The 26,691-nt window shown below is 72.0% G+C and carries 24 protein-coding genes, 1 tRNA gene and 1 other RNA gene; 14 read left to right on the top strand and 12 right to left on the bottom strand.

Translation table 11 applies throughout. The features are described from left to right. Positions 1–53: 53 nt before the first annotated feature. The 4 genes from ACN28G_RS24460 to ACN28G_RS24445 all read right to left on the bottom strand — a co-directional run bounded on the left by ACN28G_RS24460 (position 54) and on the right by ACN28G_RS24445 (position 2,860). Positions 54–578, bottom strand: coding sequence for a hypothetical protein (locus ACN28G_RS24460; RefSeq protein WP_421480409.1), 525 nt, complete (start codon positions 576–578; stop codon positions 54–56). Positions 579–610: 32 nt separating this feature from the next. Continuing rightward, the gene (locus ACN28G_RS24455; RefSeq protein WP_421480408.1) at positions 611–1,222 is read right to left on the bottom strand and encodes a hypothetical protein; all 612 of its coding nucleotides are present in this window, start codon (positions 1,220–1,222) and stop codon (positions 611–613) included. A 186-nt stretch (positions 1,223–1,408) separates the two neighbouring features. Beyond that, positions 1,409–2,584: a hypothetical protein gene (locus ACN28G_RS24450; protein WP_421480407.1), complete on the bottom strand. Its 1,176-nt coding sequence runs from the start codon at positions 2,582–2,584 to the stop codon at positions 1,409–1,411. A 191-nt stretch (positions 2,585–2,775) separates the two neighbouring features. After that, positions 2,776–2,860: transfer RNA gene (locus ACN28G_RS24445), tRNA-Ser, on the bottom strand. 82 nt (positions 2,861–2,942) lie between these two features. Here ACN28G_RS24445 and ffs point away from each other — a divergent pair. The 9 genes from ffs (at position 2,943) to ACN28G_RS24400 (ending at position 13,473) form a co-directional block, all read left to right on the top strand. Beyond that, positions 2,943–3,032: signal recognition particle sRNA small type (gene ffs, locus ACN28G_RS24440), an RNA gene on the top strand. A 212-nt stretch (positions 3,033–3,244) separates the two neighbouring features. Further along, complete coding sequence (locus ACN28G_RS24435) at positions 3,245–6,145, top strand: DNA polymerase III subunit gamma and tau (RefSeq protein WP_421480406.1); 2,901 nt, start codon at positions 3,245–3,247, stop codon at positions 6,143–6,145. Between the two features lie 145 nt (positions 6,146–6,290). Beyond that, the gene (locus ACN28G_RS24430) at positions 6,291–6,599 is read left to right on the top strand and encodes a YbaB/EbfC family nucleoid-associated protein (protein WP_217628957.1); all 309 of its coding nucleotides are present in this window, start codon (positions 6,291–6,293) and stop codon (positions 6,597–6,599) included. Positions 6,600–6,608: 9 nt separating this feature from the next. Further along, a complete protein-coding gene (recR, locus tag ACN28G_RS24425) occupies positions 6,609–7,202 on the top strand; it encodes a recombination mediator RecR (protein WP_091445260.1) in 594 nt (197 codons plus the stop codon). Between the two features lie 257 nt (positions 7,203–7,459). Continuing rightward, a complete protein-coding gene (locus ACN28G_RS24420; protein WP_091445258.1) occupies positions 7,460–9,124 on the top strand; it encodes an ABC transporter substrate-binding protein in 1,665 nt (554 codons plus the stop codon). Between the two features lie 77 nt (positions 9,125–9,201). Further along, the gene (locus ACN28G_RS24415; RefSeq protein ID WP_091445257.1) at positions 9,202–10,206 is read left to right on the top strand and encodes an ABC transporter permease; all 1,005 of its coding nucleotides are present in this window, start codon (positions 9,202–9,204) and stop codon (positions 10,204–10,206) included. Then, positions 10,203–11,177, top strand: coding sequence for an ABC transporter permease (locus tag ACN28G_RS24410; protein WP_421480405.1), 975 nt, complete (start codon positions 10,203–10,205; stop codon positions 11,175–11,177). The genes ACN28G_RS24415 and ACN28G_RS24410 overlap by 4 nt, the downstream gene beginning before the upstream one ends. A 68-nt stretch (positions 11,178–11,245) precedes the next feature. Beyond that, complete coding sequence (locus ACN28G_RS24405; protein ID WP_421480404.1) at positions 11,246–12,373, top strand: ABC transporter ATP-binding protein; 1,128 nt, start codon at positions 11,246–11,248, stop codon at positions 12,371–12,373. Further along, positions 12,370–13,473, top strand: a complete 1,104-nt coding sequence (locus tag ACN28G_RS24400; RefSeq protein WP_091445252.1) for an ABC transporter ATP-binding protein — start codon at positions 12,370–12,372, stop codon at positions 13,471–13,473. Before ACN28G_RS24405 ends, ACN28G_RS24400 begins: the two co-directional genes overlap by 4 nt. A gap of 80 nt (positions 13,474–13,553) precedes the next feature. Here the strand turns inward: ACN28G_RS24400 and ACN28G_RS24395 are convergent, their stop codons facing one another. Together ACN28G_RS24395 and ACN28G_RS24390 are read right to left on the bottom strand one after the other, a co-directional pair. Further along, a complete protein-coding gene (locus tag ACN28G_RS24395; protein WP_421480403.1) occupies positions 13,554–13,907 on the bottom strand; it encodes a hypothetical protein in 354 nt (117 codons plus the stop codon). After that, positions 13,907–14,560, bottom strand: coding sequence for an HNH endonuclease family protein (locus tag ACN28G_RS24390; RefSeq protein ID WP_421480402.1), 654 nt, complete (start codon positions 14,558–14,560; stop codon positions 13,907–13,909). Before ACN28G_RS24390 ends, ACN28G_RS24395 begins: the two co-directional genes overlap by 1 nt. Before the next feature lie 112 nt (positions 14,561–14,672). On the opposite strand from ACN28G_RS24390, the gene ACN28G_RS24385 reads away from it, so the two are divergent. Further along, entirely contained in the window at positions 14,673–16,166 is a 1,494-nt protein-coding gene (locus ACN28G_RS24385) for a DHA2 family efflux MFS transporter permease subunit (RefSeq protein WP_421480401.1), read from the top strand. A gap of 52 nt (positions 16,167–16,218) precedes the next feature. On the opposite strand, the gene leuA is transcribed toward ACN28G_RS24385, so the two are convergent. From leuA to ACN28G_RS24370, 3 genes are all read right to left on the bottom strand, one after another. Beyond that, entirely contained in the window at positions 16,219–17,976 is a 1,758-nt protein-coding gene (gene leuA / locus ACN28G_RS24380) for a 2-isopropylmalate synthase (protein WP_091445246.1), read from the bottom strand. 294 nt (positions 17,977–18,270) lie between these two features. Continuing rightward, entirely contained in the window at positions 18,271–18,939 is a 669-nt protein-coding gene (locus ACN28G_RS24375; RefSeq protein ID WP_421480400.1) for a nitroreductase family protein, read from the bottom strand. Positions 18,940–18,980: 41 nt separating this feature from the next. Then, on the bottom strand, positions 18,981–19,775 hold the full coding sequence (locus ACN28G_RS24370; RefSeq protein ID WP_139135795.1) for a hypothetical protein: 795 nt from the start codon (positions 19,773–19,775) through the stop codon (positions 18,981–18,983). Between the two features lie 275 nt (positions 19,776–20,050). On the opposite strand from ACN28G_RS24370, the gene ACN28G_RS24365 reads away from it, so the two are divergent. Then, complete coding sequence (locus tag ACN28G_RS24365; RefSeq protein ID WP_091445240.1) at positions 20,051–21,316, top strand: aspartate kinase; 1,266 nt, start codon at positions 20,051–20,053, stop codon at positions 21,314–21,316. Positions 21,317–21,322: 6 nt separating this feature from the next. Further along, the gene (locus ACN28G_RS24360) at positions 21,323–22,384 is read left to right on the top strand and encodes an aspartate-semialdehyde dehydrogenase (protein ID WP_091445238.1); all 1,062 of its coding nucleotides are present in this window, start codon (positions 21,323–21,325) and stop codon (positions 22,382–22,384) included. A 70-nt stretch (positions 22,385–22,454) separates the two neighbouring features. Here the strand turns inward: ACN28G_RS24360 and ACN28G_RS24355 are convergent, their stop codons facing one another. Next, a complete protein-coding gene (locus tag ACN28G_RS24355; RefSeq protein WP_091447628.1) occupies positions 22,455–23,876 on the bottom strand; it encodes a diguanylate cyclase in 1,422 nt (473 codons plus the stop codon). Between the two features lie 118 nt (positions 23,877–23,994). Here ACN28G_RS24355 and ACN28G_RS24350 point away from each other — a divergent pair, with 118 nt between their 5' ends. Both ACN28G_RS24350 and ACN28G_RS24345 read left to right on the top strand, forming a co-directional pair. Next, a complete protein-coding gene (locus ACN28G_RS24350) occupies positions 23,995–24,651 on the top strand; it encodes a histone deacetylase (protein ID WP_421480399.1) in 657 nt (218 codons plus the stop codon). Between the two features lie 142 nt (positions 24,652–24,793). After that, positions 24,794–25,240 (top strand): lamin tail domain-containing protein, encoded by a 447-nt coding sequence (locus ACN28G_RS24345; RefSeq protein WP_091445236.1) that lies wholly within the window; start codon positions 24,794–24,796, stop codon positions 25,238–25,240. Positions 25,241–25,330: 90 nt separating this feature from the next. On the opposite strand, the gene ACN28G_RS24340 is transcribed toward ACN28G_RS24345, so the two are convergent. Continuing rightward, on the bottom strand, positions 25,331–26,077 hold the full coding sequence (locus ACN28G_RS24340; RefSeq protein ID WP_421480398.1) for a hypothetical protein: 747 nt from the start codon (positions 26,075–26,077) through the stop codon (positions 25,331–25,333). A gap of 47 nt (positions 26,078–26,124) precedes the next feature. Beyond that, positions 26,125–26,658 carry an NADPH-dependent FMN reductase gene (locus tag ACN28G_RS24335; RefSeq protein WP_421480397.1) on the bottom strand — a complete coding sequence of 178 codons (534 nt, stop codon included), beginning with the start codon at positions 26,656–26,658 and terminating at the stop codon, positions 26,125–26,127. Between the last annotated feature and the right edge of the window lie 33 nt (positions 26,659–26,691).

Here is a 26,691-nt window from a genome sequence, read left to right as displayed (position 1 = left end):
CTGGGTCTGTTCGGCGTGGTCGGTCGGGTCCGGTCAGCTCGGTGTGGGTGGGCTCAGCAGGGGCCGTGGCCCTCGTCGAAGAGGCGGCGGGCCCAGTCGGCGTACCCGGCGATGACCTTGCGGACCACCCGGCCGTCGTGCAGGAAGAGGTACGCCCGGTCGCCCCGGCGGGCCAGCAGGCCGTCGAAGCGGTACGTCCCCTGTGGCGCGTCGAGCCGGCTGACCGCCGGGTAGCGGGCCCGGACGTCCGGGAGCGGCGTACCCACGGTGACGCCCTCCGGGGTGCTCATCGGCTCGCCGGCCCAGAGCAGCACCAACCGCTCGTCGACGAAGATCGGGCTGACCGTCTCGTGTCCGGTGAGCAGCGGTCCGCAGGTGTCCACCTCGGCCCGGAGGATGCCCCGGCGGGCAAGCTCCTGCTCGGTGTCGCCGAACTCGACGTCAGACAGACCGTTGAGATCGACGACCTTGGTGTTGCCTACCGGTTCGGCTCCGGCCGGCCCGCCGTCGGGCGCTCCGCCGGTCGGTGTCGGGCCGGTCGGCGGTAGCCCACTGCCGGCGATCGAGGCGAGCGTCAAGAGTGTCGCGATAAAGGCAAATTGTCGTATTTTCATGGAATCCCCCAGTCCCCAACGTGACGGGAGCGCTGAGGTTGCTGGTCACCGCCGGATTGCTCCTCCCATTCCTCGGCCAGCTCGTCCCAGTAGTCGGCGCTCAGCCCGCGCCGCCCGTGCGCGAGCCACCCCTCGGTGTGCCGCTCCAGGTGCAACCCGACCTCGGCGAACAGGTCGATCCACCGCCCCGGCTCCACCCCGAGCCGGGCCAGCGCCGCATTCATCGGCCACTCTGGACGCGGCCCGTCCAGGCGGTCGTCGTACGCCGGTCCGAAGCTGACCGCGCCGCCCAGCCACACCACCGACGCCTGCCGACCGAGGCCGCCGGCGAACTCCGCCTCCAGGTACGCCACCGGCCCCAGCCGGGACCAGCCTTCGAGCGTGGCGGTGAACGTTGCCGAAAGCACCAACCCGAACGGCTGCTGCGGCCCCGGCTCGCCGGTGGCGAAGTCCGACGGCGTACCGGTCAGCTCCTCGACCAGCTGGGAGGTGACCGGCAGCAGTGCGAAGTCCTGCCGCAACGCGGCAAGAACGGCGTGATCCAGCCCGACGGTCTGCTCGCGCAGCAGCTCGACATCGGCCACGACCGCGCTGAGCTGGTAACTCATCTCACCCCCCGGCTGTCCACAGCCTGTGGATAGCACATGTGTACGACGCCTGTCCGCCCCCGCCATGAGTTCCGTCAGCATCGAACGGTAAGTGCCCAGGGTCGCGACGATCCGACAGGCGGAGGTCGCGGCACGGCCGCGGGAGCCAGGTCGCCCTGGGGCCCGCGGCCGTGGTGGTGTGGAGAGTTACTTCTTCAGCACGACGCCGTCGCCGGCGGCCGAGACGGAGGCGACAGTCGAGTTGCCCGCGTACGAGAATCGCCAGTAGCCGGCGGCCGTGGCGGTGGTGGTCGTCTTCAGGTTGCCGTTGGCATCGGTGTAGACGGTCTTGACGGTGCGGTACGTGCTGCTGCCGGACTTGCGGAACTGCAGTTTGACCGGCTGCTTGGCGTACCCGGTGAAGGTGCTGGCGGCGTCGGTGGTGGCCCGGGTCAGCCGGCCCGTCACGGTGAGCTTGCCTCCCTTGGCGACCGGCTCCGGTGTGGCGTTCACGGTCAGTTTGGCGACCTTGAGCAGGGTGACGCTGTCCCCGCCGGCGACCGAGCCGGCGGAGGTGGCGCTGCCGGCGAACGACCACCGCCAGGTGCCCGAGGTGGTCGCCTTGACCGTGGTCGTCAGCTTCCCGTCGGTGCCGGAGGTGACCGTCTTGACCGTGCTGTACGCGGTGGCGCCGGCCTTGCGGAACTGCAGCTGCACCGGCTGGCCGGAGTAGCCGACGGACCGCCACTCGGTGGAGCTGATCCAGTAGTTCCAGTCCGGCTGGGTGAGCTGCCCGGTGACGGTCAGCGTGCCGTCCTTACGGACCGGCTCCGGGGTGGCGTTCGCGGTGACCTGCCTCGTCTGCTTCCGAAGCGGCACGCTCTCGGTGCTGATCAGGTTGCTGTACTGTCCGCCGTCGATGGCGTACCCGGCGATCGTCAGGTGGACCGGCCGGCCGGCGGAGGCGTTGTCCATGGAGTGGTGGTGGACGATCGCGGTGCCGGTGCAGGTCTGCGTGGTGGCGGTGGACGACACGCAGGTCATGCTGTAGTTGTCGGGTCCTTCGAGGAAGGTGAAGAAGAAGCCGCCGCCGATGGTACGGAGCTGGGCGTTGATCCACGCTACGCCGCCGGAGTCGTCGTAGACCTCGGTGGTGACCGGGACCGTGACGTGGCCGGTGATGCCCAGCACGATCGGCTTGCCGTGGTTGATGGTGGTCTTGAGGAGCTTGGTGTCGTGGTAGTTGGGCACGGCCGGCTGGGGCGTGCCGGGCGTGGGCGTGGCCTGGGTGGGCGTGGCTTGGGTGCGGATGGCCGGCGTGGGGGTGGCTTGCGCCGACGGGGCCAGCAGTAGGGAGCCGGCGACTGCTCCGGTCAGCAGCATGGATAAACGGCGCATATGGGGTGAACTCCGCGTGGCTTGTCAACTGCGTCGATAGGCGCAGCGGACGCATTCTGCCAGCTCCGGTCGGCTCTGGACAGTAGCCGTGGGCTCGGTGGGTGCCACGAGGACCCGGGAACGATTCAGGGCCGGTCCCCGTGGGGCCGGCCCTGTCGTTGCACTGCTCAAGCGAGCGGAGGATACGAGATTCGAACTCGTGAGGGTGTAAACCCAACACGCTTTCCAAGCGTGCGCCCTAGGCCTCTAGGCGAATCCTCCGCGAGCCAGGATACAGGTCCCCGCGCGCAGGACCAGCCCACCACCCCCTGAAGATCCACGCGGGGTCGGGTAGGGTGGGCGTTACCTCCCGTGCGGCGGTACCCCGTGAACCTCCCCAGGGCCGGAAGGCAGCAAGGATAAGCGGGCTCTTCCGGGTGCACGGGAGGCCTTTTTGTTTCCGGCGACCCCAGCGTCGCCGGCCCCACCGGCCCACCCTGCGCCGCCCCGTCCCCTGCTGCCCGCCCTGCTCACGGCTGTGAGAGGGGTACCCCTCTCTACCGTAGGCGTTAACAGGGGGCCCTTCCTTACCGAGGGGGCGGCGGGGTGGGTGGTCAGGGCGGGCGCGGCGGCGCAGAATGGCTCGGTCGAGAGGAGGCGGGAGGGGTGGCACTGGCGCTCTACCGCAAGTACCGGCCGCGTACCTTCGCCGAGGTCATCGGGCAGGAGCACGTCACCGAGCCGCTGTCGCAGGCGTTGCGCAGCGGGCGGCTCAACCACGCGTACCTCTTCTCCGGGCCCCGCGGGTGCGGCAAGACCTCCAGCGCGCGGATCCTGGCCCGGTCGCTCAACTGCGAGCAGGGCCCCACCCCCGAGCCGTGCGGCACGTGCGCGTCCTGCCGGTCGCTCAGCGGCGACGGGGCCGGGTCGATCGACGTGATCGAGATCGACGCGGCCAGCCACGGTGGTGTCGACGACGCCCGTGAGCTGCGGGAGAAGGCCTTCTTCGCGCCGGCCAACAGCCGGTTCAAGATCTATGTCATCGACGAGGCGCACATGGTCTCGTCGGCCGGCTTCAACGCCCTGCTCAAGCTGGTCGAGGAGCCCCCGGAGTACGTCAAGTTCATCTTCGCCACCACCGAGCCGGAGAAGGTCCTCGGCACGATCAAGTCGCGGACCCACCACTACCCGTTCCGGCTGATCCCGCCGAAGACCCTGCGGCCGTACCTGGAGCAGCTCACCCAGGCCGAGGGGGTCACCGTCGATCCGGCGGTCTTCCCCCTGGTGGTGCGGGCCGGCGGCGGTAGCGCCCGGGACAGTCTCTCCGTGCTCGACCAGCTCATCGCCGGTGCCGGGCCGGAGGGGGTCAGCTACGCGCGGGCCGCGGCCCTGCTCGGGGTGACCGACGCCGCGTTGATCGACGAGATGTGCGACGCCCTGGCGGCCGGCGACGGCGCGGCGGCGTACGCCACTGTCGACCGGGTGGCCGAGGCCGGGCACGATCCCCGCCGGTTCGCCTCCGACCTGCTGGAGCGGCTGCGCGACCTGATCGTGCTTCAGCAGGTGCCGGACGCCGCCGACAAGGGTCTGATCGACGGCCCCGCCGACCAGATCGAGCGGATGGCCGCCCAGGCCCAGCGGCTCGGCCCCGGCACGCTGTCGCGCTGCGCCGACATCGTGCACAACGGCCTGGTCGAGATGCGCGGTACCACCGCGCCCCGGCTGGTCCTGGAGCTGATCTGCGCCCGGATGTTGCTGCCCGGCGCCGACGACTCCACCGGCGGCCTGCTGCAACGCCTGGAACGCATGGAACGCCGCTTCACCCTCACCGGCACCGAGCAGATCAACACCCCTGAGGTACGCCAGGAGTCTCCCGCCCCGCCCGCGGCTGCCGCCGCGCCCGAGGTGTACCCCGCCGGCAGGCCGGCGGCTGCCGAAGCCCCCGCCTCGGGCGCTGGCACCGGTGCGCTCTCCGGATTGGCTGCCGCCCGCGCCGCCGCCGGCGCTCCGTCCCGCGCCGCCGTTACTGCTACTGCCCGGCCCGAGCCGTCCGGTGCTGCTCCGGCAGCGGGTGCAGCCGGCGCGGAGTCCGGTGTCCCGGCCGGCCGGCCCGTGGACCGGGACCGCGACCCCGCCGGAGACGCCGCCCCAGCCCGTCGGGCGGTACCCCCGTCGGCCGTGCTGCCCGACCCGGCCACCCCGGAGCCGCCCCGACCCGGTGCGGACCAGCCGGGCACCCTCGACGCGGTAGCGGTACGCCGGGTCTGGCCCGAGGTGGTCGACAAGGTCAACCGGAGTCACAAGAAGATCGCCGCGCTGATGCGCGCCGCGGTGGTCCGTGACCTCGACGGGGACGTGCTGGTGCTGACCGTCAAGTCGACGGTGCTGGCCAAGATGCTCGCCGATCACGCCCCGGTGCTCACCGACGCGCTCTACGAGGAGCTGGGCGGACGCTGGCAGATCCGGTGCGAGGTGGCCGGCGAACGCGGTGGCGCCCGTGCCGCCGCCGCGCCCCGGCCGACGCCCGCCCCACCGGCTGCCCCGCCGCCCCCGCGTCCTGACGCCGGTGGCCGTGCGTCCGGCCGCCCCGACGCTGGTGCGGCTGGTGACGGGACCTCGGTGACCTCGACCGGCCAGGCGACCTCGACCGGCTCGGTGACCTCGGCCGGCTCGGTGACCTCGACCGGCTCGGCTGTGCCGGCTGGCTCGGCGACCTCGGTTGGCTCGGCGGCGCGGGCTGGTGCGGTGTCGGGGTCCGGTTCGGCGTCGGGTGGCGACGAGGAGTGGCCCGAGGCGGCGCGACCCGGGGGAGCCGCCGGGGCCGCGGACCACGGGTCCGGGCAGCCCGACGATCACTGGCCCGAGGCGGCCCGCCCGGGTGGGGCGACCTCCGCCGCCGAGCCGTCGGGTCCCGCCGCTCGCCCCGGCGAGGACGGCGTCACCGGCTCCGGACCGACCGGCCCCGCCGGCTCCGGCGGACCGGCTGGGGCCGGTGCGTTCGGGCGGGACGGGTCGGCCGGTCGGGATGTGGGGTCGGGCTCCGGTCAAGGCGGACGAGAACGGGTCGCCGACGGCGGTCAGCCCGGTCGGGACGGGGTTCCGGGTTCCGGTCGTGCCGGGGCGGACGGTTCCGCACCGAACGGGGCGGCGCGGCAGCCCGGTGGCCCGGGACGCAACGGCCCGGGAGGGGGTGCGGCCAGCGGTGCCATCGCGGCGGCCCGAGCCGCCGCCGCGGCGGCCGGTAACCGGGGAGCGGGCGCGTCCGGTGCGCACCGGGGGCAGCCGGCGGGGGCCCGCAAGACCGCCGACGCCGACTGGGCGGGCGAGCCGCCGTACGATCCCGACTTCGACGGTCCGGTCCGGGGCGGAAGCCGGCCCGGTGGCCCGGCGGCCCAGTCCCACGGCGCGTCGCCGGCTGCGGCGTTCGAGGGCTTCGATCCGGGGGACGAGCCGCTGGACGAGGTGATCGACGAGCGGACCGCCCGGCAGAGCAGTGAGGAACAGGCCGTGCAGCTGCTCCGGGACGCGTTCGGCGCCGAGAAGATCGACGAGGTGGACGCCCGCTGACCGGGTTGCTCCGTGCGTCCCACACCCCGTGGCCGGTCGGTGCGAGCGCCGCGCGGGGGGAGTCAGGGGGCAGGGATAGGCTGGCGGCGGCCGGTCAAGTCGAGTGTCGAAGGAGTCGTCCGTGCGCCCAGGTGGACAGCCGAACATGCAGCAGATGCTGAAGCAGGCGCAGAAGATGCAGCAGCAGATCGCCCAGGCCCAGGCGGAGCTGGCCGAGGCGGAGCTGACCGGCACGGCCGGCGGCGGGCTGGTCACCGCGACGGTCTCCGGCTCCGGCGAGCTGAAGGGCATCCGGATCGACGCGAAGGCCGTGGACCCGGAGGACGTGGAGACCCTGGAGGACCTGGTTCTCGCGGCCATCCGCAACGCCAACGAGGCGGCCCGGGAGTTGACCGAGCAGAAGATGGGGCCGGTCGCCGGGGGCATGGGCGGCCTCGGGCTGCCCGGGTTCTGAGCCGACACGATGTACGAGGGTGCGATCCAGGACCTGATCGACGAGTTGGGCCGGTTGCCGGGGGTGGGACCGAAGAGCGCCCAGCGGATCGCCTTTCACGTCCTGTCGGCGGATCCGGCCGACGTCAACCGGTTGGCCGGCGCGTTGCGCAAGGTCAAGGAGCTGGTGCGGTTCTGCACCAGCTGCTACAACGTGGCCGAGTCGGAGCAGTGCCGGATCTGCCGCGACCCACGGCGTACCGATGAGGTCCTCTGTGTGGTCGAGGAGCCGAAGGACGTGGTGGCGATCGAGCGGACCGGCGAGTTCCGGGGCCGCTACCACGTGCTCGGCGGCGCGATCAACCCGCTGGAGGGGATCGGCCCGGACAGCCTGCGGGTCCGGGAGCTGATGACCCGGCTGGGCGGTGGGGCGGTGCGGGAGTTGATCCTCGCCACCGACCCGAACACCGAGGGCGAGGCGACGGCGACGTACCTGGCGTTGATGGTGAAGCCGATGGGGATCTCGGTGACCCGGCTGGCCAGCGGTTTGCCGGTCGGCGGTGACCTGGAGTACGCCGACGAGATCACCCTGGGCCGGGCGTTCGAGGGCCGCCGGGTCGTCTGACGTCGATCCCGACGATCTGACACCCGCCGGCCGAGCGGGCCTACTCGACGTAACAGTTTCGCATCGCGACCTCGGATCCTTCGGCGAATCGCCGCCTTCGCCGAAGGATCTAATCTGCACGCCGGGTTGGGACACGATCCGATACCAAAGCGGCTACCGCCAGTTTCCCGTCGGTCCAAACGAAGGCTAAGGTCTCCGCCATCGGTGACCCCTGTCACCACGTTGTCCCGTACCCCCAAGGACGAGGTGAAAGCACCATGCGTGCAAGCAGGCCGAAGGTCGCCGTGGCGGCCATCGCGGTCGCGGCCCTCGCGGTAGCAGGCTGTGCCGAGAGCGACCGTGAGGAAGGCTCCAGCGGAAGCAAGAAGGACACCCTGGTCTTCGGCGTCGCCGGCGACCCGAAGGTGCTCGACCCCAGCCTCGCCAGCGACGGCGAGTCGCTGCGGGTGGCCCGTCAGGTGTTCGAGACGCTGATCCGCGCCGAGGACGGCGGCACCAAGCCCAGCCCCGGCCTGGCCGAGTCCTGGACGCCCGACTCCACCGGCACGGTGTGGACCTTCAAGCTGCGCTCCGGGGTGAAGTTCCACGACGGCACCGACTTCAACGCCGAGGCGGTCTGCGTCAACTTCAACCGGTGGTACAACGCCAAGGGCCTGATGCAGAGCCCCGACGTCACCGCCTACTGGCAGGACGTGATGGGTGGTTACGCCCAGAACGAGAGCCCGGACCTCGGCGAGAGCCTCTTCAAGTCCTGCACCGCGACCGACCCGACCACGGTGGACCTGGCCTTCACCCGGGTCTCCAGCAAGATCCCGGCCGCGCTGATGCTGCCGTCGTTCTCCATCCACAGCCCGAAGGCGCTGGAGGAGTACAAGGCCAGCGACGTCACCGGCACCGCCGAGGACATCAAGTACCCCTCGTACGCGCTGGAGCACCCGACCGGCACCGGCCCGTTCAAGTTCAAGGCCTGGGACGTGGCCAACAAGACGCTCACCATCGAGCGCAACGAGGACTACTGGGGCGACAAGGCCAAGCTGAAGACCCTCATCTTCAAGACCATCTCGGACGAGAACGCCCGCAAGCAGGCGCTGCGTTCCGGTGACATCCAGGGCTACGACCTGGTCGGCCCGGCCGACGTCGAGCCGCTCAAGGGTGAGGGCTTCAACATGCTCACCCGACCGGCGTTCAACATCCTCTACCTGGCCATCAACCAGTCGGGCAACCCGAAGCTGGCCGACCTGAAGGTCCGGCAGGCGATCGCCCACGCGCTGAACCGGCAGGCGCTCGTCGACTCGAAGCTGCCCCCGGGCGCGCAGGTCGCGGTGAACTTCTTCCCCGACACCGTCGAGGGTTGGAACGGCGACGTCACCAAGTACGACTACAACCCGGAGAAGGCCAAGCAGCTGCTGGCCGAGGCGGGCGCGTCGAACCTGACCCTGAAGTTCCACTACCCGACCGAGGTCACCCGGCCGTACATGCCGAACCCGAAGGACCTCTTCGAGCTGCTCTCGGCGGACCTGAAGGCGGTCGGCATCACCATCGAGGCGATTCCGCTCAAGTGGAGCCCGGACTACCTCAACGCCACCACCTCCGGGAAGAACCACGACCTGCACTTCCTCGGCTGGACCGGTGACTACGGCGACGGCTACAACTTCATCGGCACCTTCTTCGACCGCAAGAAGGACGAGTGGGGCTTCACCAACGCCGCGCTCTTCGAGCAGTTCAAGGACGCCGACTCGACCGCCGACCCGGCGGCCCGGACGGAGAAGTACAAGGCGATCAACAAGACCATCATGGACTTCCTCCCCGGTGTGCCGATCTCGCACTCGCCGCCGGCGATCGTGCTCGGCAAGGACGTGACCGGGGTGACGGCGAGCCCGCTCACCGACGAGCGGTTCGCCACGGCCGAGTTCAAGTCCTGACCTGAGGCAGGTGACGCGGGCGGGCGCTGGACCACAGCGCCCGCCCGCAGCCCGCCGTACACCTTTCGAGGCCGCCCGTGTTCCGGTTCATCGTCAGACGCCTGCTACAGCTGATACCGACGCTGTTCGGGCTCTCCATCCTGCTCTTCATCTGGCTGCGGCGACTGCCCGGCGGCCCCGAGACCGCCATCCTCGGCGAGCGGGGCACCCCCGAGATGCGCGCCGAGATCCGGCGCAACCTGGGTCTCGACGAGCCGATCATGGTGCAGTACTTCCGTTTCCTGCGCCGGATGATCCGGCTGGACCTGGGCACCTCGACGGCCACCAAGCGGGCGGTCACCACCGAGTTCATCGAGCGGTTCCCGGGCACCGTCGAGCTGACCGTGATGGCCATGGTGCTCGCCATCGGCGTCGGCATCCCGCTCGGCTACCTGGCCGCCCGGCGTCGCGGCCGGTTCCTCGACCACGCCTCGGTGGGCGGTTCGCTGATCGGCATCTGCATCCCGGTCTTCTTCCTGGCGTACGTGCTGAAGGCGATCTTCGCGGAGAACCTGAACTGGTTCCCGTCCAGCGGCCGGCAGGACCCGACGATCGGGGCCACCCGGATCACCAACTTCTTCGTCCTCGACGGGCTGATGACCCGGGAGTGGGACGCCGCCGCCGACGCGATCTGGCACCTGGTGCTGCCGGGCGTCGCGCTGGCCAGCATCCCCCTGGCGATCATCGTCCGGATCACCCGGGCCAGCGTGCTGGAGGTGCTCAACGAGGACTTCGTACGCACCGCCGAGGCCAAGGGCCTGACCGAGAACACCGTCCGTCGCCGGCACGTGCTGCGCAACGCGATGCTGCCGGTGGTCACCTCGATCGGCCTGCTCACCGGTGGTCTGCTCTCCGGCGCGGTGCTCACCGAGACGGTCTTCGCCTTCAGCGGCATCGGGGCGTTCGTCGCCGACTCGATCAGCCAGCGTGACTACCCGGTGCTGATGGGCTTCATCATGATCATCGCGGTGGTGTACGTGCTGGTGAACCTCCTGGTCGACCTCTCCTACAGCCTGATCGACCCGAGGGTGAGAGTGCGATGACCGTCAACCTGGGCCGCAAAAAGGGCGAGAAGATCGACCGGCTCGCCGAGCTGGCGGCCGTCCGCGACGACGAGCGCGGGGTCAGCCTCTGGCAGGAGGCGTTCCGCCGGCTGCGCCGCAACCCGGCCGCGATCATCGGCGCGGTCATCCTGGCGATCTTCATCCTGGTCGCGCTGGTCGGGCCCTTCTTCGTGCCGTACGGGCCGACCGACTCCATCGGCATCCGGGAGGGGCTGGTCCGCTCCGGGCAGGGCATCATCCCCGGTGCCTCTTCCGAACACTGGTTCGGCTACGACCACCAGGGCCGGGACGTGTTCAGCCGGATGGTCGTCGGCGCCCGGCAGACCCTGCTGGTCGGGGTGGTCTCCACCCTGATCGGACTGGCCGTCGGCGCGTTGATCGGCGGGGTCGCCGGTGCCGCCGCCGGGCTGGGCGGCCGCTGGGGACGCTGGATCGACAGCACCCTGATGCGCTTCATCGACATGCTGCTGGCCCTGCCCAGCCTGCTGCTCGCGGTGAGCATCGCGGCCCTGCTCGGGGCCAGCCTGACCACCGTGATGATCGCCGTCGGCGTGGTGTCGGTGCCGGTCTTCGCCCGGCTGCTGCGCGGCTCGATGATCTCCCAGGCCAACAGTGACTACGTGTTGGCGGCCACCTCGCTCGGCGTGAAGAAGTCGAAGATCGCCCTGACCCACGTGGTGCCCAACTCGCTCGCCCCGGTGATCGTGCAGGCCACCCTGACGCTGGCCACCGCCATCATCGAGGCCGCCGCGCTCTCCTTCCTGGGCCTGGGCAACCCCGACTCGTCCGTACCGGAGTGGGGGGTGATGCTCGCCGACGCGCAGCCGTACCTCGGTATCCGGCCGGCGCTGGCGATCTACCCGGCGGTCGCGATCATCATCACCGCGCTCGGGTTCACCCTGCTCGGTGAGGCGATGCGCGAGGCCCTCGACCCGAAACTGCGGAAGTAGGTCGGCATGTGTGAAGCGCGAGGAGTGCAGCGCAGCGGAGCCCCGCAGTCGCGAACGGAAGGTCGATAATGGCACTGCTCGAAGTGGACGACCTTTCGGTCACGTTCGCCCGTCGGGGGCAGCGGGCCGTGCACGCGGTGGACGGGGTCTCCTTCTCGGTCGACACCGGTGAGGTGGTCGGCCTGGTCGGCGAGTCCGGCTGCGGCAAGAGCGTGACGTCGCTGGCCCTCATGGGTCTGCTGCCCAAGCAGCCCGGCCTGAGCGTCGGCGGGCGGGCGGTTTTCGACGGCACCGACCTGCTCCGGCTCGACGACCGGTCCCGCCGGGACATCCGGGGCCGGGACGTGGCGATGATCTTCCAGGATCCGCTCTCCTCGCTGAACCCGGTCATCCCGATCGGGTTGCAGGTGACCGAGGTGCTCCGGCGGCACCGGGGGATGAAGGGCGAGGCCGCCCAGAAGGAGGCCGCCGAGCTGCTCGACCGGGTAGGCATCCCGGACCCGCGCCGCCGGTTGAAGGAGTACCCGCACCAGCTCTCCGGTGGGATGCGGCAGCGGGCGTTGATCGCGATGGCGGTGGCCTGCCAGCCCCGGCTGCTGATCGCCGACGAGCCGACCACCGCGCTGGACGTGACGATCCAGGCGCAGATCCTGGAGCTGCTCAAGGACCTGGTCCGGGAGTCGGGCACCGCGCTGGTGATGATCACCCACGATCTGGGCGTGGTCGCCGGGATGTGCGACACGATCAACGTGCTCTACGCCGGGCGGGTGGTGGAGACGGCCCGCCGTCGTCCGCTGTTCCGCCAGCCCCGGCATCCGTACACGGTGGGGTTGCTCGGTTCGGTGCCGCGCCTGGACGCCGGGCGCGGCGAACGGCTCAACCCGATCCCCGGCTCGGTCCGGGACCTGCTGCCCTGGCCGCAGGGGTGCGCGTTCGCCCCGCGCTGCGAGCGCCGGACCGACGAGTGCGTGGGCGGGCCGCCGGCCATGGTGCCCACCCAGGACGACCATGCCTACCGTTGCGTCAACCCGGCCCCGCTGCCCGGCAGCAGGCCGGCTGTCACCAGGCCGGCTGCCGGCACCGGCTCCGCAGCGGCCGCCGACGGACCGGTCACCACCGGGCCGGCGGCCGGCGGGCCGGTGGCGGAGGAGAGCGCGCCGGCGGTGCCCGCACAGCGCGAGGAGGAGAAGCCGTGACCGGGAACGACATCCTCGTCGAGGTACGGGACCTGAAGGTGCACTTCCCGATCCGGCGGGGGGTGCTCTTCGACCGGACCGTCGGGCACGTCAAGGCCGTCGACGGGGTGGACCTGAGCATTCCGCGCGGCAAGACGTACGGGCTGGTCGGCGAGTCCGGGTGTGGCAAGTCCACGCTCGGTCGGGCGTTGTTGCAGCTCACCCCGCCCACCGGCGGCGAGGTGAACTTCGACGGGACCGAGTTGACCACCCTGCCGGCGGGGAAGCTGCGCACCATGCGCCGCCGGATGCAGATGATCTTCCAGGACCCGATGTCGAGCCTGGACCCCCGGCAGAACGTCGAGTCGATCCTCACCGAGGGCCTGCAGACGCACGGCATCGGCGGCAACCGGGACGAACGCCGACGGATCATCGGCGAGACCCTGGACGCGGTGGGGCTGCCCCGCTGGGCGCTGTCGCGCTACCCGCACGAGTTCTCCGGCGGGCAACGTCAGCGCATCGGCATCGCCCGGGCGCTGGTGCTCGGGCCGGAGCTGATCGTCGCCGACGAGCCGGTCTCCGCGCTTGACGTGTCGATCCAGGCCCAGGTGGTGAACCTCCTCGACGAACTCCAGGACAGCCTCGGGCTGACGTACCTGGTGATCGCGCACGACCTGGCGGTGGTCCGGCACATCTCCGACACCGTCGGCGTGATGTACCTGGGCGCACTGGTCGAGGAGGCGCCGAGCGACCGGCTGTACACCGAGCCGCTGCACCCGTACACCCGGGCGTTGATGTCGGCGGTGCCGGTGCCCGACCCGGACGTGGAGGACAACCGGGAGCGCATCCTGCTCTCCGGTGACCTGCCCTCCCCGGCGAATCCGCCGAGCGGGTGCCGGTTCCACACCCGCTGCCCGTGGGCCCAGCCGACCCGGTGCGCCGACGAGCGGCCGGCACTGCGGGACATCGGCGGCAGCCGGGTGGCCTGCCACTGGGCCGAGCCGATCGCCAGCGGCGAGCTGCGTCCGCACCAGGTACGCCCGCAGCTCACCCGCCCGGCGGACGAGGGCGAGGACCCGTCGGTCGTCTCCGCGCCCACCGAGCCCGGCTCGTACGTCTGACCGGCGCCCGGCCGGGCTGAGATCGACCCGGCCGGGCTGAGATCGGCGGCGGCCCGGTGGGCGATCGGGGCAGCGGCCGCTCAGCCCTCGGGGCGGTCGAGCAGGCCGACCGCGATGGTGTGCACCGCGTCCAGGGCGGCCGGGTCGGCCAGCGGGGCCCGCCCACCGGTCACCACGTACCACTCGTCGGCCTCCCGGTACTGCACGTGCAGGGTGACCTGGCCGTCGGCGTACTCGGTGCGCAGGGTCAGCTCACCGGTGACCACACCCACCTCGTCGGTCATCACCCCGCCCGGCCCGGCCACGATGTCCGCCGTCCGGCTCGGTGGGTCGGCCGCCGTCCGGCCGGACGGGTCGGCCGCCGCAGGGCTCGGTGCGTCGGCCTCCGTCGGGCTCGGTGTGTCAGCCGCGGTGTCCGGTTTCTGGTCCCCCATCAGCACCCCTTCAGCATGTCGGCGAGGGTGTCCTTCTCGGCGCTGGTGACCGAGAGCTCCCAGTGGTGTTTCACCGCCACCCAGTCCTCGGCGTACGTGCACCAGTACGACTGGCTCGGCGGCTCCCACTGGGACGGATCCTGGTCACCCTTTGCCCGGTTCGAGCTGGCGGAAACCGCGAAGAGCTGCGGTCGGTCCAGGTCGTTGGCGAAGTCGCCACGCTTCTTGTCGTCCCACTCGTCGGCACCGGAGCGCCAGGCGTTGGCCAGCGGGACCATGTGGTCGATGTCCACGTCGGAGGGGTCGGAGAAGCTCCGGCCGTCGTACACGCTCTCCCAGCTGCCACCGACCACGTTGCAGCCGGAGTGCTTGATGTCGCGGCCGTCTCGTTCCAGCACGGTGTCGCGGACGTCGCAGTTCTTGCCGGTGCTGCGCCAGTGGGGGAACCGGCTCCGGCTGTAGCCCTTCATCGAGCCGGCACTGGCCACGGTCAGCTCGCCGAGCTGCGCGGTGGCGTTACCGCCGCCACCGCCGCTGCTGGGCGAGGGGTCCGCCCCCGACTCCTCGATGGCCACACAACCGGCGGTGCCCAGGGCGAGCACCGCCGCCAGCGCGGCCGCGACCGCTACCCGCGGTCCTGATCTGGTACGCACAGACGACACCCCTCCAGCTTGCGTGCTCCCGGCGATCCCGCACAGTACCCCGGGCTGCCGGATTCGGCGTTTTCTGGCGTCTCAGTACCCGCGTCGAGGCAGATTGGTAACCATGGCTTCCGCTCCCGCACTCCGCATGGGCACCTCCGCCGGACGGGGGGCGCTGCTCGCGGCGATCCTCGCCTCCGGGATGGTCTTCCTGGACAGCACCGTGGTCAACGTCGCGTTGCCCCGGCTCGGTGCCGATCTCGGTGCCACCGTGGCCGGTCTGCAGTGGACGGTAAACGGCTACCTGTTGATGCTGGCCGCGTTCGTGCTGCTCGGCGGGGCACTGGGCGACCGGTTCGGCCGGCGGCGGGTGTTCCTGCTCGGCGTACTCTGGTTTGCCGTCGCCTCGATGCTGTGTGGCCTGGCCCAGGGTACCGAGTGGCTGATCGCGGCCCGGTTCCTGCAGGGCGCCGGCGGCGCGCTGCTCACCCCCGGCTCGCTCTCGGTGCTCCAGGCCAGCTTCCACCCCGACGACCGGGCGCGGGCGATCGGTACCTGGTCCGGACTGTCCGGAGTCTCCACCGCGCTCGGCCCGTTCGTCGGCGGCTGGCTGATCGACACCCTCTCCTGGCGGTGGATCTTCTTCATCAACGTGCCGCTGGCCGTGCCGGTCTTCCTCGCGGCGATGCGCTGGATCCCGGAGAGCCGGGACGAGAACGTCTCCCGGGCCGGTGGGCGGGGGCCGGGACACCGGCGCTTCGACGTGACCGGTGCGGTGTTGGGCGCGCTCGGCCTCGGCGGGGTGACGTACGCCCTGATCGACGCCCCGGTGCGGGGCCTCGCCTCGTGGTCGGTGGTGGCCGCGGTGCTGGTCGGGCTGCTCGCGGCGGTCACCTTCGTGCTGGTGGAACGGCATCGGGGGGACTCCGCGATGCTGCCGACCAGGCTCTTCCGCAGCCGGCTCTTCTCGGTGCTGAACGTCTTCACCGTCGTGGTGTACGCCGCGCTCGGCGGCTTCACCTTCTTCCTCTCGGTCTACCTGCAGAACGTGGTGGGCTGGTCGGCGCTGCTGACCGGCCTGGCGACCATCCCGATGACGGTGCTGCTGCTCGGCTCCTCGCGGGCGGGGGCGTTGTCGGCCCGGATCGGCCCCCGGCTGCCGCTCAGCGTCGGCCCGGTCGTCGCCGCCGCCGGCCTGCTCCTGCTGCGCCGGGTGGAGCCGGGCGCGTCGTACTGGACCGACGTGCTGCCCGGGGTGATCCTCTTCGGCGCCGGCCTGACCCTGGTGGTGGCCCCGCTGACCGCCTCGGTGCTGGCCGCCGTCGCCGACCGGTTCGCCGGGGTGGCCAGCGGCTTCAACAACGCCGCCAGCCGCGCCGGGAGCCTGCTCGCGGTGGCCGCGCTGCCGCTGCTGGTCGGGCTGAGCGGCACCGGGTACGAGCAGAGCGCCGCGCTGACCTCGGCCTACCGGGGGGCGCTGCTCTGGTGCGCCGGCCTGCTCCTGGCCGGCGCGGCGCTGGCCGCCTTCCTCGTCCACCGCCCCCCACCCGCCCCCGCTCCCCCCACCACCGCCGCTCCCGCCGCGAAGGAAGGGCCCCCTCTTAACGGGCAGCGGTGAGCGGGGAACCCTTCTCTACCGAAAGCGTTAACAGGGGGCCCTTCCTTGCACCTCAGGTGCGGGAGCGGTTGACGGCGCTGGTGACCGCCCTGATCGAGGCGGTGACGATGTTGGCGTCGGTGCCGACACCCCAGACCGTCCGACCGTCGACCTCGCCCTCGACGTACGCGGCGGCCTGGGCGTCGCCGCCGGAGGAGAGCGCGTGCTCGTGGTAGTCGAGCACCCGTACCGCCACGCCCACCGACTGCAGCGCGTTGACGTACGCGTCGATCGGGCCGTTGCCGACCGCGACGAGGGAGTGCCGCGCGCCGGCCAGCTCGATCTCGGCGCTGATCTCGACCTTGCCGTCGGCGGTGCCGATCGTGTAGCCGACCAGGGTGAGGGCGGGCGACTCCTGGTGGGTCACCAGGTAGTGGCGGGCGAAGATCTGCCACATGGTGTCCGGGTCGACCTCGCCACCGGCGTGGTCGGTGACCTGCTGGACCACCCCGGAGAACTCGATCTGCAGCCGACGCGGCAGGTCGAACTGGTGCTCGGTCTTCATGATGTAGGCGACGCCGCCCTTGCCGGACTGCGAGTTGACCCGAATCACCGCCTCGTAGCTGCGGCCCAGGTCCTTCGGGTCGATCGGCAGGTAGGGCACCTCCCAGGTGTGCTCGTCGACCGGCACCCCGGCCGCCGCCGCGTCGGCGTTCAGCGCGCTGAAGCCCTTGTTGATCGCGTCCTGGTGGGAGCCGGAGAAGGCGGTGTAGACCAGGTCGCCGGCGTACGGGTGGCGCTCGTGCACGGGCAGCTGGTTGCAGTACTCGACGGCCCGCTTGACCTCGTCGATGTTCGAGAAGTCGATCATCGGGTCGATGCCCTGGGAGAAGAGGTTCAGCCCCAGGGTGACCAGGTCGACGTTGCCGGTGCGTTCGCCGTTGCCGAACAGGCAGCCCTCGATCCGGTCCGCGCCGGCCAGCAGCCCCAGCTCGGCGGCGGCCACCCCGGTGCCCCGGTCGTTGTGCGGGTGCAGGCTCAGCACCACGCTGTCCCGCCGGGGCAGGTGCCGGTGCATCCACTCGATCGAGTCGGCGTAGACGTTCGGCGTGGCCATCTCGACGGTGGCCGGCAGGTTGATGATCAGCGGCCGGGTCGGCGTCGGGTCGATCACCTCGATCACCTTCGAGCAGACCTCCAGCGCGTAGTCCAGCTCGGTGCCGGTGTACGACTCGGGGGAGTACTCGTAGAAGATCTCGGTGTCCGGAGTGTGGATCTCGGCGTACTTCTGGCAGAGCCGGGCCCCGGTGGTGGCGATGTCGGTGATGCCGTCGCGGTCCAGGCCGAAGACCACCCGACGTTGCAGCGTCGAGGTCGAGTTGTAGAAGTGCACGATCGCGCGCTTCGCGCCGCGCAGCGACTCGAAGGTCCGGTCGATCAGGTGCTCCCGGCACTGGGTGAGCACCTGGACGGTGACGTCGTCGGGGATCAGGTCCTGCTCGATGAGCTGGCGGAGGAAGTCGAAGTCGGCCTGGCTGGCCGACGGGAAGCCGACCTCGATCTCCTTGTAGCCCATCTGCACCAGCAGCTGGAACATCCGGCGCTTGCGCTCCGGGGACATCGGGTCGATCAGGGCCTGGTTGCCGTCGCGCAGGTCCACCGCGCACCAGCGCGGCGCGGCCTCGACGTGCCGGCCCGGCCAGGCGCGGTCCGGCAGGTCGATCCGGAACTGCTGCTGGTACGGCTGGTAGCGGTGGTACGGCATCCGGCTGGGGCGCTGCCGGGCGATCGGATCGGTGTCGGCGTCGGTGGTGCCGGCGGGTTGAGCCATGGTGGGTCGCTCCCGGAGGTCAGGTGGCGTCAGCGTCGGTGGGTCGGCGTCGGTGCCGACGGCGGGGCGTAGGGGCTCCCGCGAGGACGGTGTGCTGGACGGCGCGCGTCAACTCCGCGACGAGGTGCCGGCCGATGGGGCCTCGCCGCGGCAACGAAGGAGAAGGCTCGCCTGCCACATGACAGAAGTGACCCTACGTCGTCACCAAGGACTCTGGTAGCCCGGTCCGTAATCTGGGACGTACCCCCGCCCCACCCGCGACCCGACCGGGCCTCCCCGCGACGCGGGTCGGGTTCAGCGCAGCATCAGGTCGGCGACGCGGTGGCGGCGGCGCAGCCCGGTCTCCCGGTGCAGCAGGTCCGCGGGCAGGGCGAACGGGTCGCCCAGCCGGCCGATGGCCACCACCGCGTGCGGGCGGACCTCCGCCGGCAGGTCCAGGTCGGCGGCGAGTCCGGCGTGGTCCACGTCGACGAGCTGGTGGACGTAGAGACCGAGCGCGGTCGCCTGCACGCTCAGGTGGGCGACGGCCTGACCCAGGTCGTACGCCCGTCGCTGGCCGGCCTCGAACGCGTCGGCCGGTGTGATCCGGAACGCGTCCACGGGCGCGGCCTCGAACGCCTCGGCGTCCACGGCCTCGAACGCGTCGACCGGTGCGGTCCCGGGGGCTGCGGTTGCGGCGGGAGGCGCGGTGGCGGGTGGGTCGGCGAGGTGGGCGGCGACCAGCAGGGCGGCGGCGTGCCGGGCCCAGCGCTGGTCGCGGGCGGGCAGGTTGGCCAGGATCCGCTTGCCCGTCTCGTCGTCGCGCCGCCCCAGGGCGAACCGCCACGGTTGGACGTTGCCGTGTGACGGGGCCCAGCGGGCGGCCTCCAGCAGGGCCGACGCTTCGGCGGCGGTGAGTTCCGCCGTCGGGTCGAAGGCGAGCGGGCTCCAGCGGACGGCGAGTAGTGGTGTGAGGTCGGCCATGCCCCAAGCGTTCCTTATGCCGGTTTTGCTCAATTAAGGGGTTATGTTGGATGTGGGGAAAGCCACCCGTAACCTCCGGTCTGCAGCGGCGTGGCGTCGGTCACCGGCCCGGCCAGTTGCACGGTGGCGGGAGCCGGCCCGGGTGGCGTGGCCAGGGTCAACGTGCCGGTACCCGTCCGGGCGGCGGTGAGGGTGCCGTCGGGCTGGTAGCAGTAGACCCCCGGGTCGAGCGCGGGGAGCAACGCCGCCGAGGTCGACTCGACCGCGTAACAGCCCCCGGTCACGCCGGGCAGCGGCCGGGCCCGGGAGACCGCCAGTGGGGCCCGCCGGTCGGTGAGTACCGCCAGCCAGTCGGTGAAGGGGTGCTGCACCCGGGGATCGAGCCGGTGCGGCAGCACGTCCGTCGGGTCGCCGAGCCGGACGCAGCCGGCCAGCCGGTCCGCCGACGGCAGCACACACCGGTAGAGCCCGTCGCCGGTGGCCGCCAGGGAGACGTCAACCACCTGGTCGGTGTCGGCGGGATCGATGTCGGCCGGGTCGACCTGGTACGTCACGTCGACCCGCCAGGTGCCGTCGGCGGCGCTGGTCACGGTGACCGAGCGGTCCGGGTGCCCGGGCGTCCGCAGGGCGTACCCGGCGGTGAAGTGGCGGTCCTGGGCCGCCGCCGCCCGTGCGGCCAGCTCGTCGCGGGCCGCGTCCAGGTCACCCGGGACCGACCCGCCCGGCGGCGGTGGCGGGGTCACCGGCCGGTCGGCCGCGCACGCGGCGAGGCACACCGGCAGGACGAGGGTGAGCAGGCCGGCCGTTCGGCGTACCGGGCCCAGGCGGGCGGACACCCGCCCATTCTTCCGCCCGCCGCCGGCTGCACCGGTGCACCGCCGGCCCGGCCCCGGCGTGTCGTACCCGTTCGGGTGGGTGACCGAGATCGCACCGCAGGAGTCCGCGGTGCTGGTCGGGCGGGGTGCGGCGATGGGCCGGTCGGGCCGGATGGTGGGATCACCTGACCCGGCGGTCCGGGCCGCCCGATACCCTGAGGGCGTCCGACCCACGCCGCCGGCCCAACCCCGGCGGCGTCGGCACGCTCAGGGACGCTGGGAGGGAGTGCGCCGTCGTGGCACTCGTGGTGCAGAAGTACGGCGGATCCTCCGTCGCCAACGCCGAGCGGATCAAGCGGGTCGCGGAGCGGATCGTCGCCGCCCGCAAGGCCGGCGACGACGTGGTGGTGGTGGTCTCCGCGATGGGCGACACCACCGACGAGCTGCTCGACCTGGCCAACCAGGTCAGCCCGCTGCCGCCGGGCCGCGAGCTGGACATGCTGCTCACCGCCGGGGAGCGGATCTCCATGGCGCTGCTGGCCATGGCCATCCACAACCTGGGGTACGAAGCCCGCTCGTTCACCGGCTCGCAGGCCGGGGTGATCACCACCTCGGTGCACGGCCGGGCGCGGATCATCGACGTCACGCCGGGGCGGCTCAAGGGCGCGCTGGACGAGGGCGCGGTGGTCATCGTGGCCGGCTTCCAGGGCGTCTCGCAGGACACCAAGGACGTCACCACGCTGGGCCGGGGCGGCTCGGACACCACCGCCGTGGCGCTCGCCGCCGCGCTGCACGCCGACGTCTGTGAGATCTACACCGACGTGGACGGGGTCTTCACCGCCGACCCGCGGATCGTGCCCAACGCCCGGCACATCCGGGACATCACCTACGAGGAGATGCTGGAGCTGGCCGCCTGCGGCGCGAAGGTGCTGCACCTGCGCAGCGTGGAGTACGCGCGCCGAGCGGGGTTGCCGATCCACGTCCGTTCGTCATACTCGACCAACACCGGCACGATGGTCACCGGATCGATGGAGGACCTTCCTGTGGAACAGGCGCTGATCACCGGGGTCGCCCACGACCGTAGCGAGGCGAAGATCACGATCGTCGGGGTGCCGGACGAGCCGGGCGCCGCGGCGGCGATCTTCGACACGGTCGCCGGGGCGGAGATCAACATCGACATGATCGTGCAGAACGTCTCCACCGAGGGGACCGGCCGCACGGACATCTCGTTCACCCTGCCCAAGGCGGACGGGCCGACCGCGATGGCCGCGCTCAGCAAGATCCAGGAGCCGGTCAAGTTCAAGGGCCTGCTCTACGACGACCACGTCGGCAAGGTCTCCCTGATCGGCGCCGGCATGCGCTCGCACCCGGGCGTCGCGGCCGGGTTCTTCGCCGCCCTCGGCACCGCCGGGGTGAACATCGAAATGATCTCCACCTCGGAGATCCGGGTCTCCGTGGTCTGCCGGGACACCGACCTCGACAAGGCCGTCCGCGCCATCCACGACGCCTTCGACCTGGGCGGCGACACCGAAGCCGTGGTGTACGCCGGGACCGGGCGGTAGCGCGGCGTGCCGGCACTGCCCACCCTGGCCGTGGTCGGGGCGACCGGTGCCGTCGGCACCGTGCTGTGTCAGCTGCTCTCCGCCCGGCGCAACGTCTGGGGTGAGATCAAGCTGTTCGCCTCGGCCCGCTCCGACGGGCGGCAGGTGCGCTGCCGGGGCGAGGAGCTGACCGTCCAGACGCTGACCCCGGAGGCTTTCGACGGCGTCGACGTGGCCATGTTCGACGTGCCCGACGAGGTCGCCGCGCACTGGGCGCCGATCGCCGTCACCCGGGGCGCGGTGGTGGTGGACAACTCCGGCGCCTTCCGGATGGAGCGGGACGTCCCGCTGGTCGTGCCCGAGATCAATCCGGGGCAGACGCGGCACCGGCCCCGGGGGATCATCGCCAACGGCAACTGCACCACCCTCGCGATGATCGTCGCGGTCGCACCGCTGCACCGCGAGTACGGGCTGCGCGAGCTGGTGCTCGCCTCGTACCAGGCGGCCTCCGGCGCGGGGCAGGCCGGCGTGGACGCCCTGCACACCCAGCTCGGCAAGATCGCCGGGGACCGGACGCTCGGCTCCCGCCCCGGTGACGTACGCCAGGCCGTCGGTGACGATCTGGGTCCGTTCCCCGCCCCGCTGGCGCTCAACGTGGTCCCCTGGGCCGGTCTGCTCGCCGACGACGGCTGGTCGGCCGAGGAGATGAAGGTACGCAACGAGTCGCGCAAGATCCTCGGCCTGCCCGACCTGAAGGTCTCCGCCACCTGCGTCCGGGTGCCGGTGGTGACCGGACACTCGGTGGCCGTACACGCGGTCTTCGCCGCCGAGGTCGACGCGGAGAGCGCCCGTGAGGTGCTGCGCAACGCCCCCGGGGTGATCATGGTCGACGATCCGGCGACCGGCGAGTTCCCGATGCCGATCGACGCCGTCGGCACCGACCCGTCCTGGGTCGGCCGGCTCCGGCGGGCCCTGGACGACCCGCGCGCCCTCGACTTCTTCGTCACCGGCGACAACCTCCGCAAGGGCGCCGCCCTGAACACCGCCCAGATCGCCGAACTGGTCGCCAAGGAACTCACCGGCCGCTGACCGCGCGGACCGGCCGCGTTGCCCAGCCGCCGGCCGCGTTGCCCAGCCGCCGACCGAGCAGACCGGCCGGTCAGTCGGCGGCCAGCCGGACGGCGTCGCGGCCGTTGCGTTTGACGAAGTAGAGGGCCTGGTCGGCGCGGCGGAGGGTGGCTTCGGGGGACTCGTGGGGCTCGGCCACGGCGACCCCGACGCTGATCGTCCGGCCGGTACGGCGGGCCGCCTCGGTAAGCCGTTCGGCGATCCGGACCGCCTCCGCCGGGCGGTGCACCTCGATCACCGCCACGAACTCGTCCCCACCGATCCGGAACAGCTCGTCGCCGTGGCGCAGCGCCGCCTGCAACGCCCGGGCCAGCCCGACCAGCACCCGGTCACCCTCCTGGTGGCCGTACGTGTCGTTGACGCTCTTGAAGCCGTCCACGTCGATCGCCAGCAGGGCGGTACGCCCCGGGGTGGCTGCGGCGATCCGCTGGCCGAACGGGCCGGTGTGCCGTAGCCCGGTCAACGGGTCGGAGTTGGCCTGCTCGCTGAGCTGGTGGAGGGTGCGGAGCCGATCCAGGCAGCTCCAGGCCTGGCCGGCGAGGAGTTCCATCAGGTTGACCGTGGTCGGGTCGGGGCGCAGCCGTCGCCCGTCGGCGACCAGCAGCACCCCGCCGACGTCCGGCTGCCCGACCGGCACCACGATCAGGGTGCGGACCCCCGCCCGGTCCAGCGGGGCGTAGTCCTCGGTCGGCGGATGTCCCGCCTCGCCCAGGGTGTACGCCGCGCCGTGCCGGTGGGCGCGGGCGACCAGCCGGCCGAGCGCCGCCGGACCGGCCTCGGCCAGCTCGGCCCGCAGCCGCCCCTCCAACTCGCCGGGCACCCCGGTCGGCGCGTCGAGTCGGGGGCCGTCCCGACCGCCGAGGACCACGATCGCCGCGGCGAGGGTGGAGACCTCCCGGGCCGCCCCGATCGCCGTGCCCAGCAGCTCCCACTCGGTCTGCGCGGCGGTCATCGCGGTGGCGTGCCGGAGGAGTTTCTCGCTGCGGCTCTCCGCCGGTGGGCCACCCAGCGCCATGATCCGCGCGCCCAGCCGGGCGGCGAGCAGCTCGGCGGTCCGCCGCCACGGGTCCAGTTCCACCTCGGTACGCCACTGCAGGTCGAGCACGCCGATCGGGCTTCCCGCGGGGTCGCAGACCGGTACGCAGATCTCGGCCGTCACGTCCGGGTGCACCGGCAGGTAGTCCGGATCCTCGGCGACCCGGCCGACGGTCGCCGGCAGGCCGGAGGCGTACACCCGGCCGACGATGCCGGCCTTCGGCGGGACGGTCGAGAAGACCTGCCAGGAGCCGGTGGCCGCGACCGTGCGGAGCCGATCATGGACGTGCAGCAGGACGGAGACGGTCGCCGGGGCGTACCGGGCGAGGGTGGTGACGGTCCACTGGCACGCCTCGACCGCGGTCGACGCCATGGAGAGGCGGACCGTGGCGTCACGGATGACCCGGTTGTGATCCACGCACACGTCGTTCCGGCTAGGGGTGGCCCCGGCGGGGTACCGGGCCTGGTCAAGGGTACTCAGCCATCCGTCGTACACATGTGCTATCCACAGGCTGTGGACGGTAGTGTGGCCCCGCGTGGAGCTGGTCTGGTACGTCGCCTACGGCTCGAACCTGTACGCCGCGCGCCTCGGCTGGTACCTGACCGGGGGTTGCCCGCCCGGCGGCCGGCGGACGTACCCGGGTTGCCGGGACGGCCGGGCGCCCCGGCGCACCGAACCGGTGCTGATCCCCGGCGGCGTCTACTTCGCCGGCGAGTCCCGGGCCTGGACCGGCGGGATGGCCTTCTACGATCCGCAGCTGCCCGGCCGGGCGGCGGCCCGCGCCTACCTGGTCACCGTCGGGCAGTTCGCCGACATCGCCGCGCAGGAGATGTACCGGCCGCCCGGTTCCGACCTCGATCTGGTCGCGGCAGCCGCCACCGGCCGGGTCACCCTCGGGCCCGGCCGCTACGAGACGCTGCTCGGGGTGGGGCGGCTCGACGGCGTACCGATGCTCACCTTCACCGCGCCCTGGACGGCGGCGGACGTGCCGTGGACCGCCCCGGCCCCGGTCTACCTCGCGATGATCGCCGGCGGGTTGCGCGAGGCGCACGGCTGGCCCGCCCGGCGGATCACCGCGTACCTGGCCGACCGCCCGGGGGTGGCCGGCCACTGGACCGCCCGCGACCTGGCCACCCTGGTGGCCGACGCGACCGTTCGTGCGGGTGGGGGCCACCGATCGGGGACACCATGATCGTCCCCGCAGGTCCAATCGCCGCCGCCGGGCCGCACCGGTCCACAGCGGACGTCGGGCGTCGATAACCTCACCCGACCACGCCACGGCGTGGCGCACCGACCGGCCGGACAGGGGCCGGTCACCAGCAGTGGGGAACAGCATGAGGAAGTTCATCGGCTTCGCCGCGGCGGTCGCCGTCGGCCTCGGGACGGTGCTCACCGCCGCCGGGCCGGCCCAGGCCGCGCCGGTCATCGAGATCACCAAGGTGTACGTCAACGCGCCCGGCACCGACACCCGGGCGAACAGCAGCGTCAACGGCGAGTACGTCAAGCTGACCAACCGGCGCTCCCGCACGGTCAGCCTGAAGTCCTGGACGGTGCGGGACAAGGCCAACCACGTCTACACCTTCGGCGACTTCAAGCTGAAGCCGAAGGCGAGCGTGGTGCTCTACAGCGGCAAGGGCAAGAACACCGCCAGTAAGCGGTACTGGGGTTCCGGCTGGCACATCTGGAACAACACCGGGGACACCGCGTACCTGCGCACCGCCGCCGGCAAGAAGATCGACTCCTGCTCGTGGAAGAAGACCGACAGCTACAAGAAGTGCTGACCCTCGTACGGCGCTGAGGCGCGCGGTCGACGCCGCCCCGGTCCCGGGGGCCGGCGTCGACGGCGTTCCGGCTGCTCCGGGCGGTCCGCCTCAGTCGCGGTCCCGGCGGGCGAAGGCCGACCAGAGGTTGAAGCCGATGACGCTCACCCCGACCACTACCCAGAGGACGACGAACGAATCGGCCCGCTCGCCGAAGGCGGCGAACGGCCCGAACTGGCCGAACTGGCTGAAGTCGCGCAGCACGTTCACCCCGACGACCAGCACGACCACCCCGACGGCCGCGCCGACCAGGGCACTCACCCGGCTCGACTGGACGCGCCGCCGGTCGTCCCGGCGGTCCGGCCGGTCACCGGTCGGCCGGGCGGCCCGACGGTCCTGATCGGCCCGGTCGCCCCGGCGGAAGAGCCGGGACCAGGCGGAGCCGGTCTCCTGGACCGGGCTGACGTAGCTGTCGGCGACGCCCGGTCGACGGACCGGACCCGTCGTGACGTCCCGGCCCGGGTCGGTCCCGCCGAGGCCGGCACCGCCGAAACCCCTCGTGCCGTCGGGGCCCGGGGCGACCTCGCCGGGCCGGCCGGGCTCACCGGGACCCGGCCGACCAGCCGTCTCGAACTCCGACCGGTGTGGCCCGTCGACGGTCGGCCGGTCGCCGCGGCCGGGCAGCGCGGCCGACACGGCCCGGGCGATGACGGCCAGCAGGATCACCACCCAGATCAGACCGAACGAACTGAAGCCGTTGCCGACGAACTGCACCGCTCCGGCGATCAGCATCCCGACGCCCACCACCACGGTGAGCATCGCCTGTGGCCTGCTTGGTTGACGTCCGGATCTCGGCATGTCGCCATTCTTACCTGGTCAGCGCAACTTCGCCGCTGACCGGCGACTCAGGCAGCCGCGTACGGTCGGGCGGCGCGGGCGTCCCGCAGCGCGTGTCCCCACCAGGCGAGCTGGTCGAGCAGCCGGTGCGCGGCGGCGTCGCAGTCGGCCCGGTCGTGGGGCTGGCCCTCGGCGGTGAACCGCTGCGACCCCCCGTGGAAGCTGACGGTCTCCCGGATGGTTACCGCCTGCAGCTCGGCGAAGACCGCCCGCAGGTGCTCGACCGCGCGCAGGCCACCGGAGAGCCCGCCGTACGAGACGAACCCCACCGGTTTGGCCTGCCACTCCACGAAGTGCGCGTCGATGACCTCCTTGAGCCGGCCCGGGTAGCTGTGGTTGTACTCCGGGGTCACCACCACGAACGCGTCGGCGGCGGCCAGTCGCGCGGTGAGCTGCTCCGGGACGGCCAGGTCGACCAGGTCGACGGTGAGATCGTCCCGGCCCTCGACCCGGTCGGCGAACCAGCTGCCGACGACGGGCCCGAACCGGCCCGGTCGGACGCTGCCGAGCAGGACGGCGACGTGCAGCGGTCGACTGGTCATGGGTGCTCCCTCTGGTCGGTGGTGCTGACCAGA

It is taken from the genome of Micromonospora sp. WMMA1923, assembly GCF_049179195.1.
Classification (GTDB): Bacteria; Actinomycetota; Actinomycetes; order Mycobacteriales; family Micromonosporaceae; genus Micromonospora; species Micromonospora yangpuensis.
This window is presented reverse-complemented; position numbering and strand designations above follow the sequence as displayed.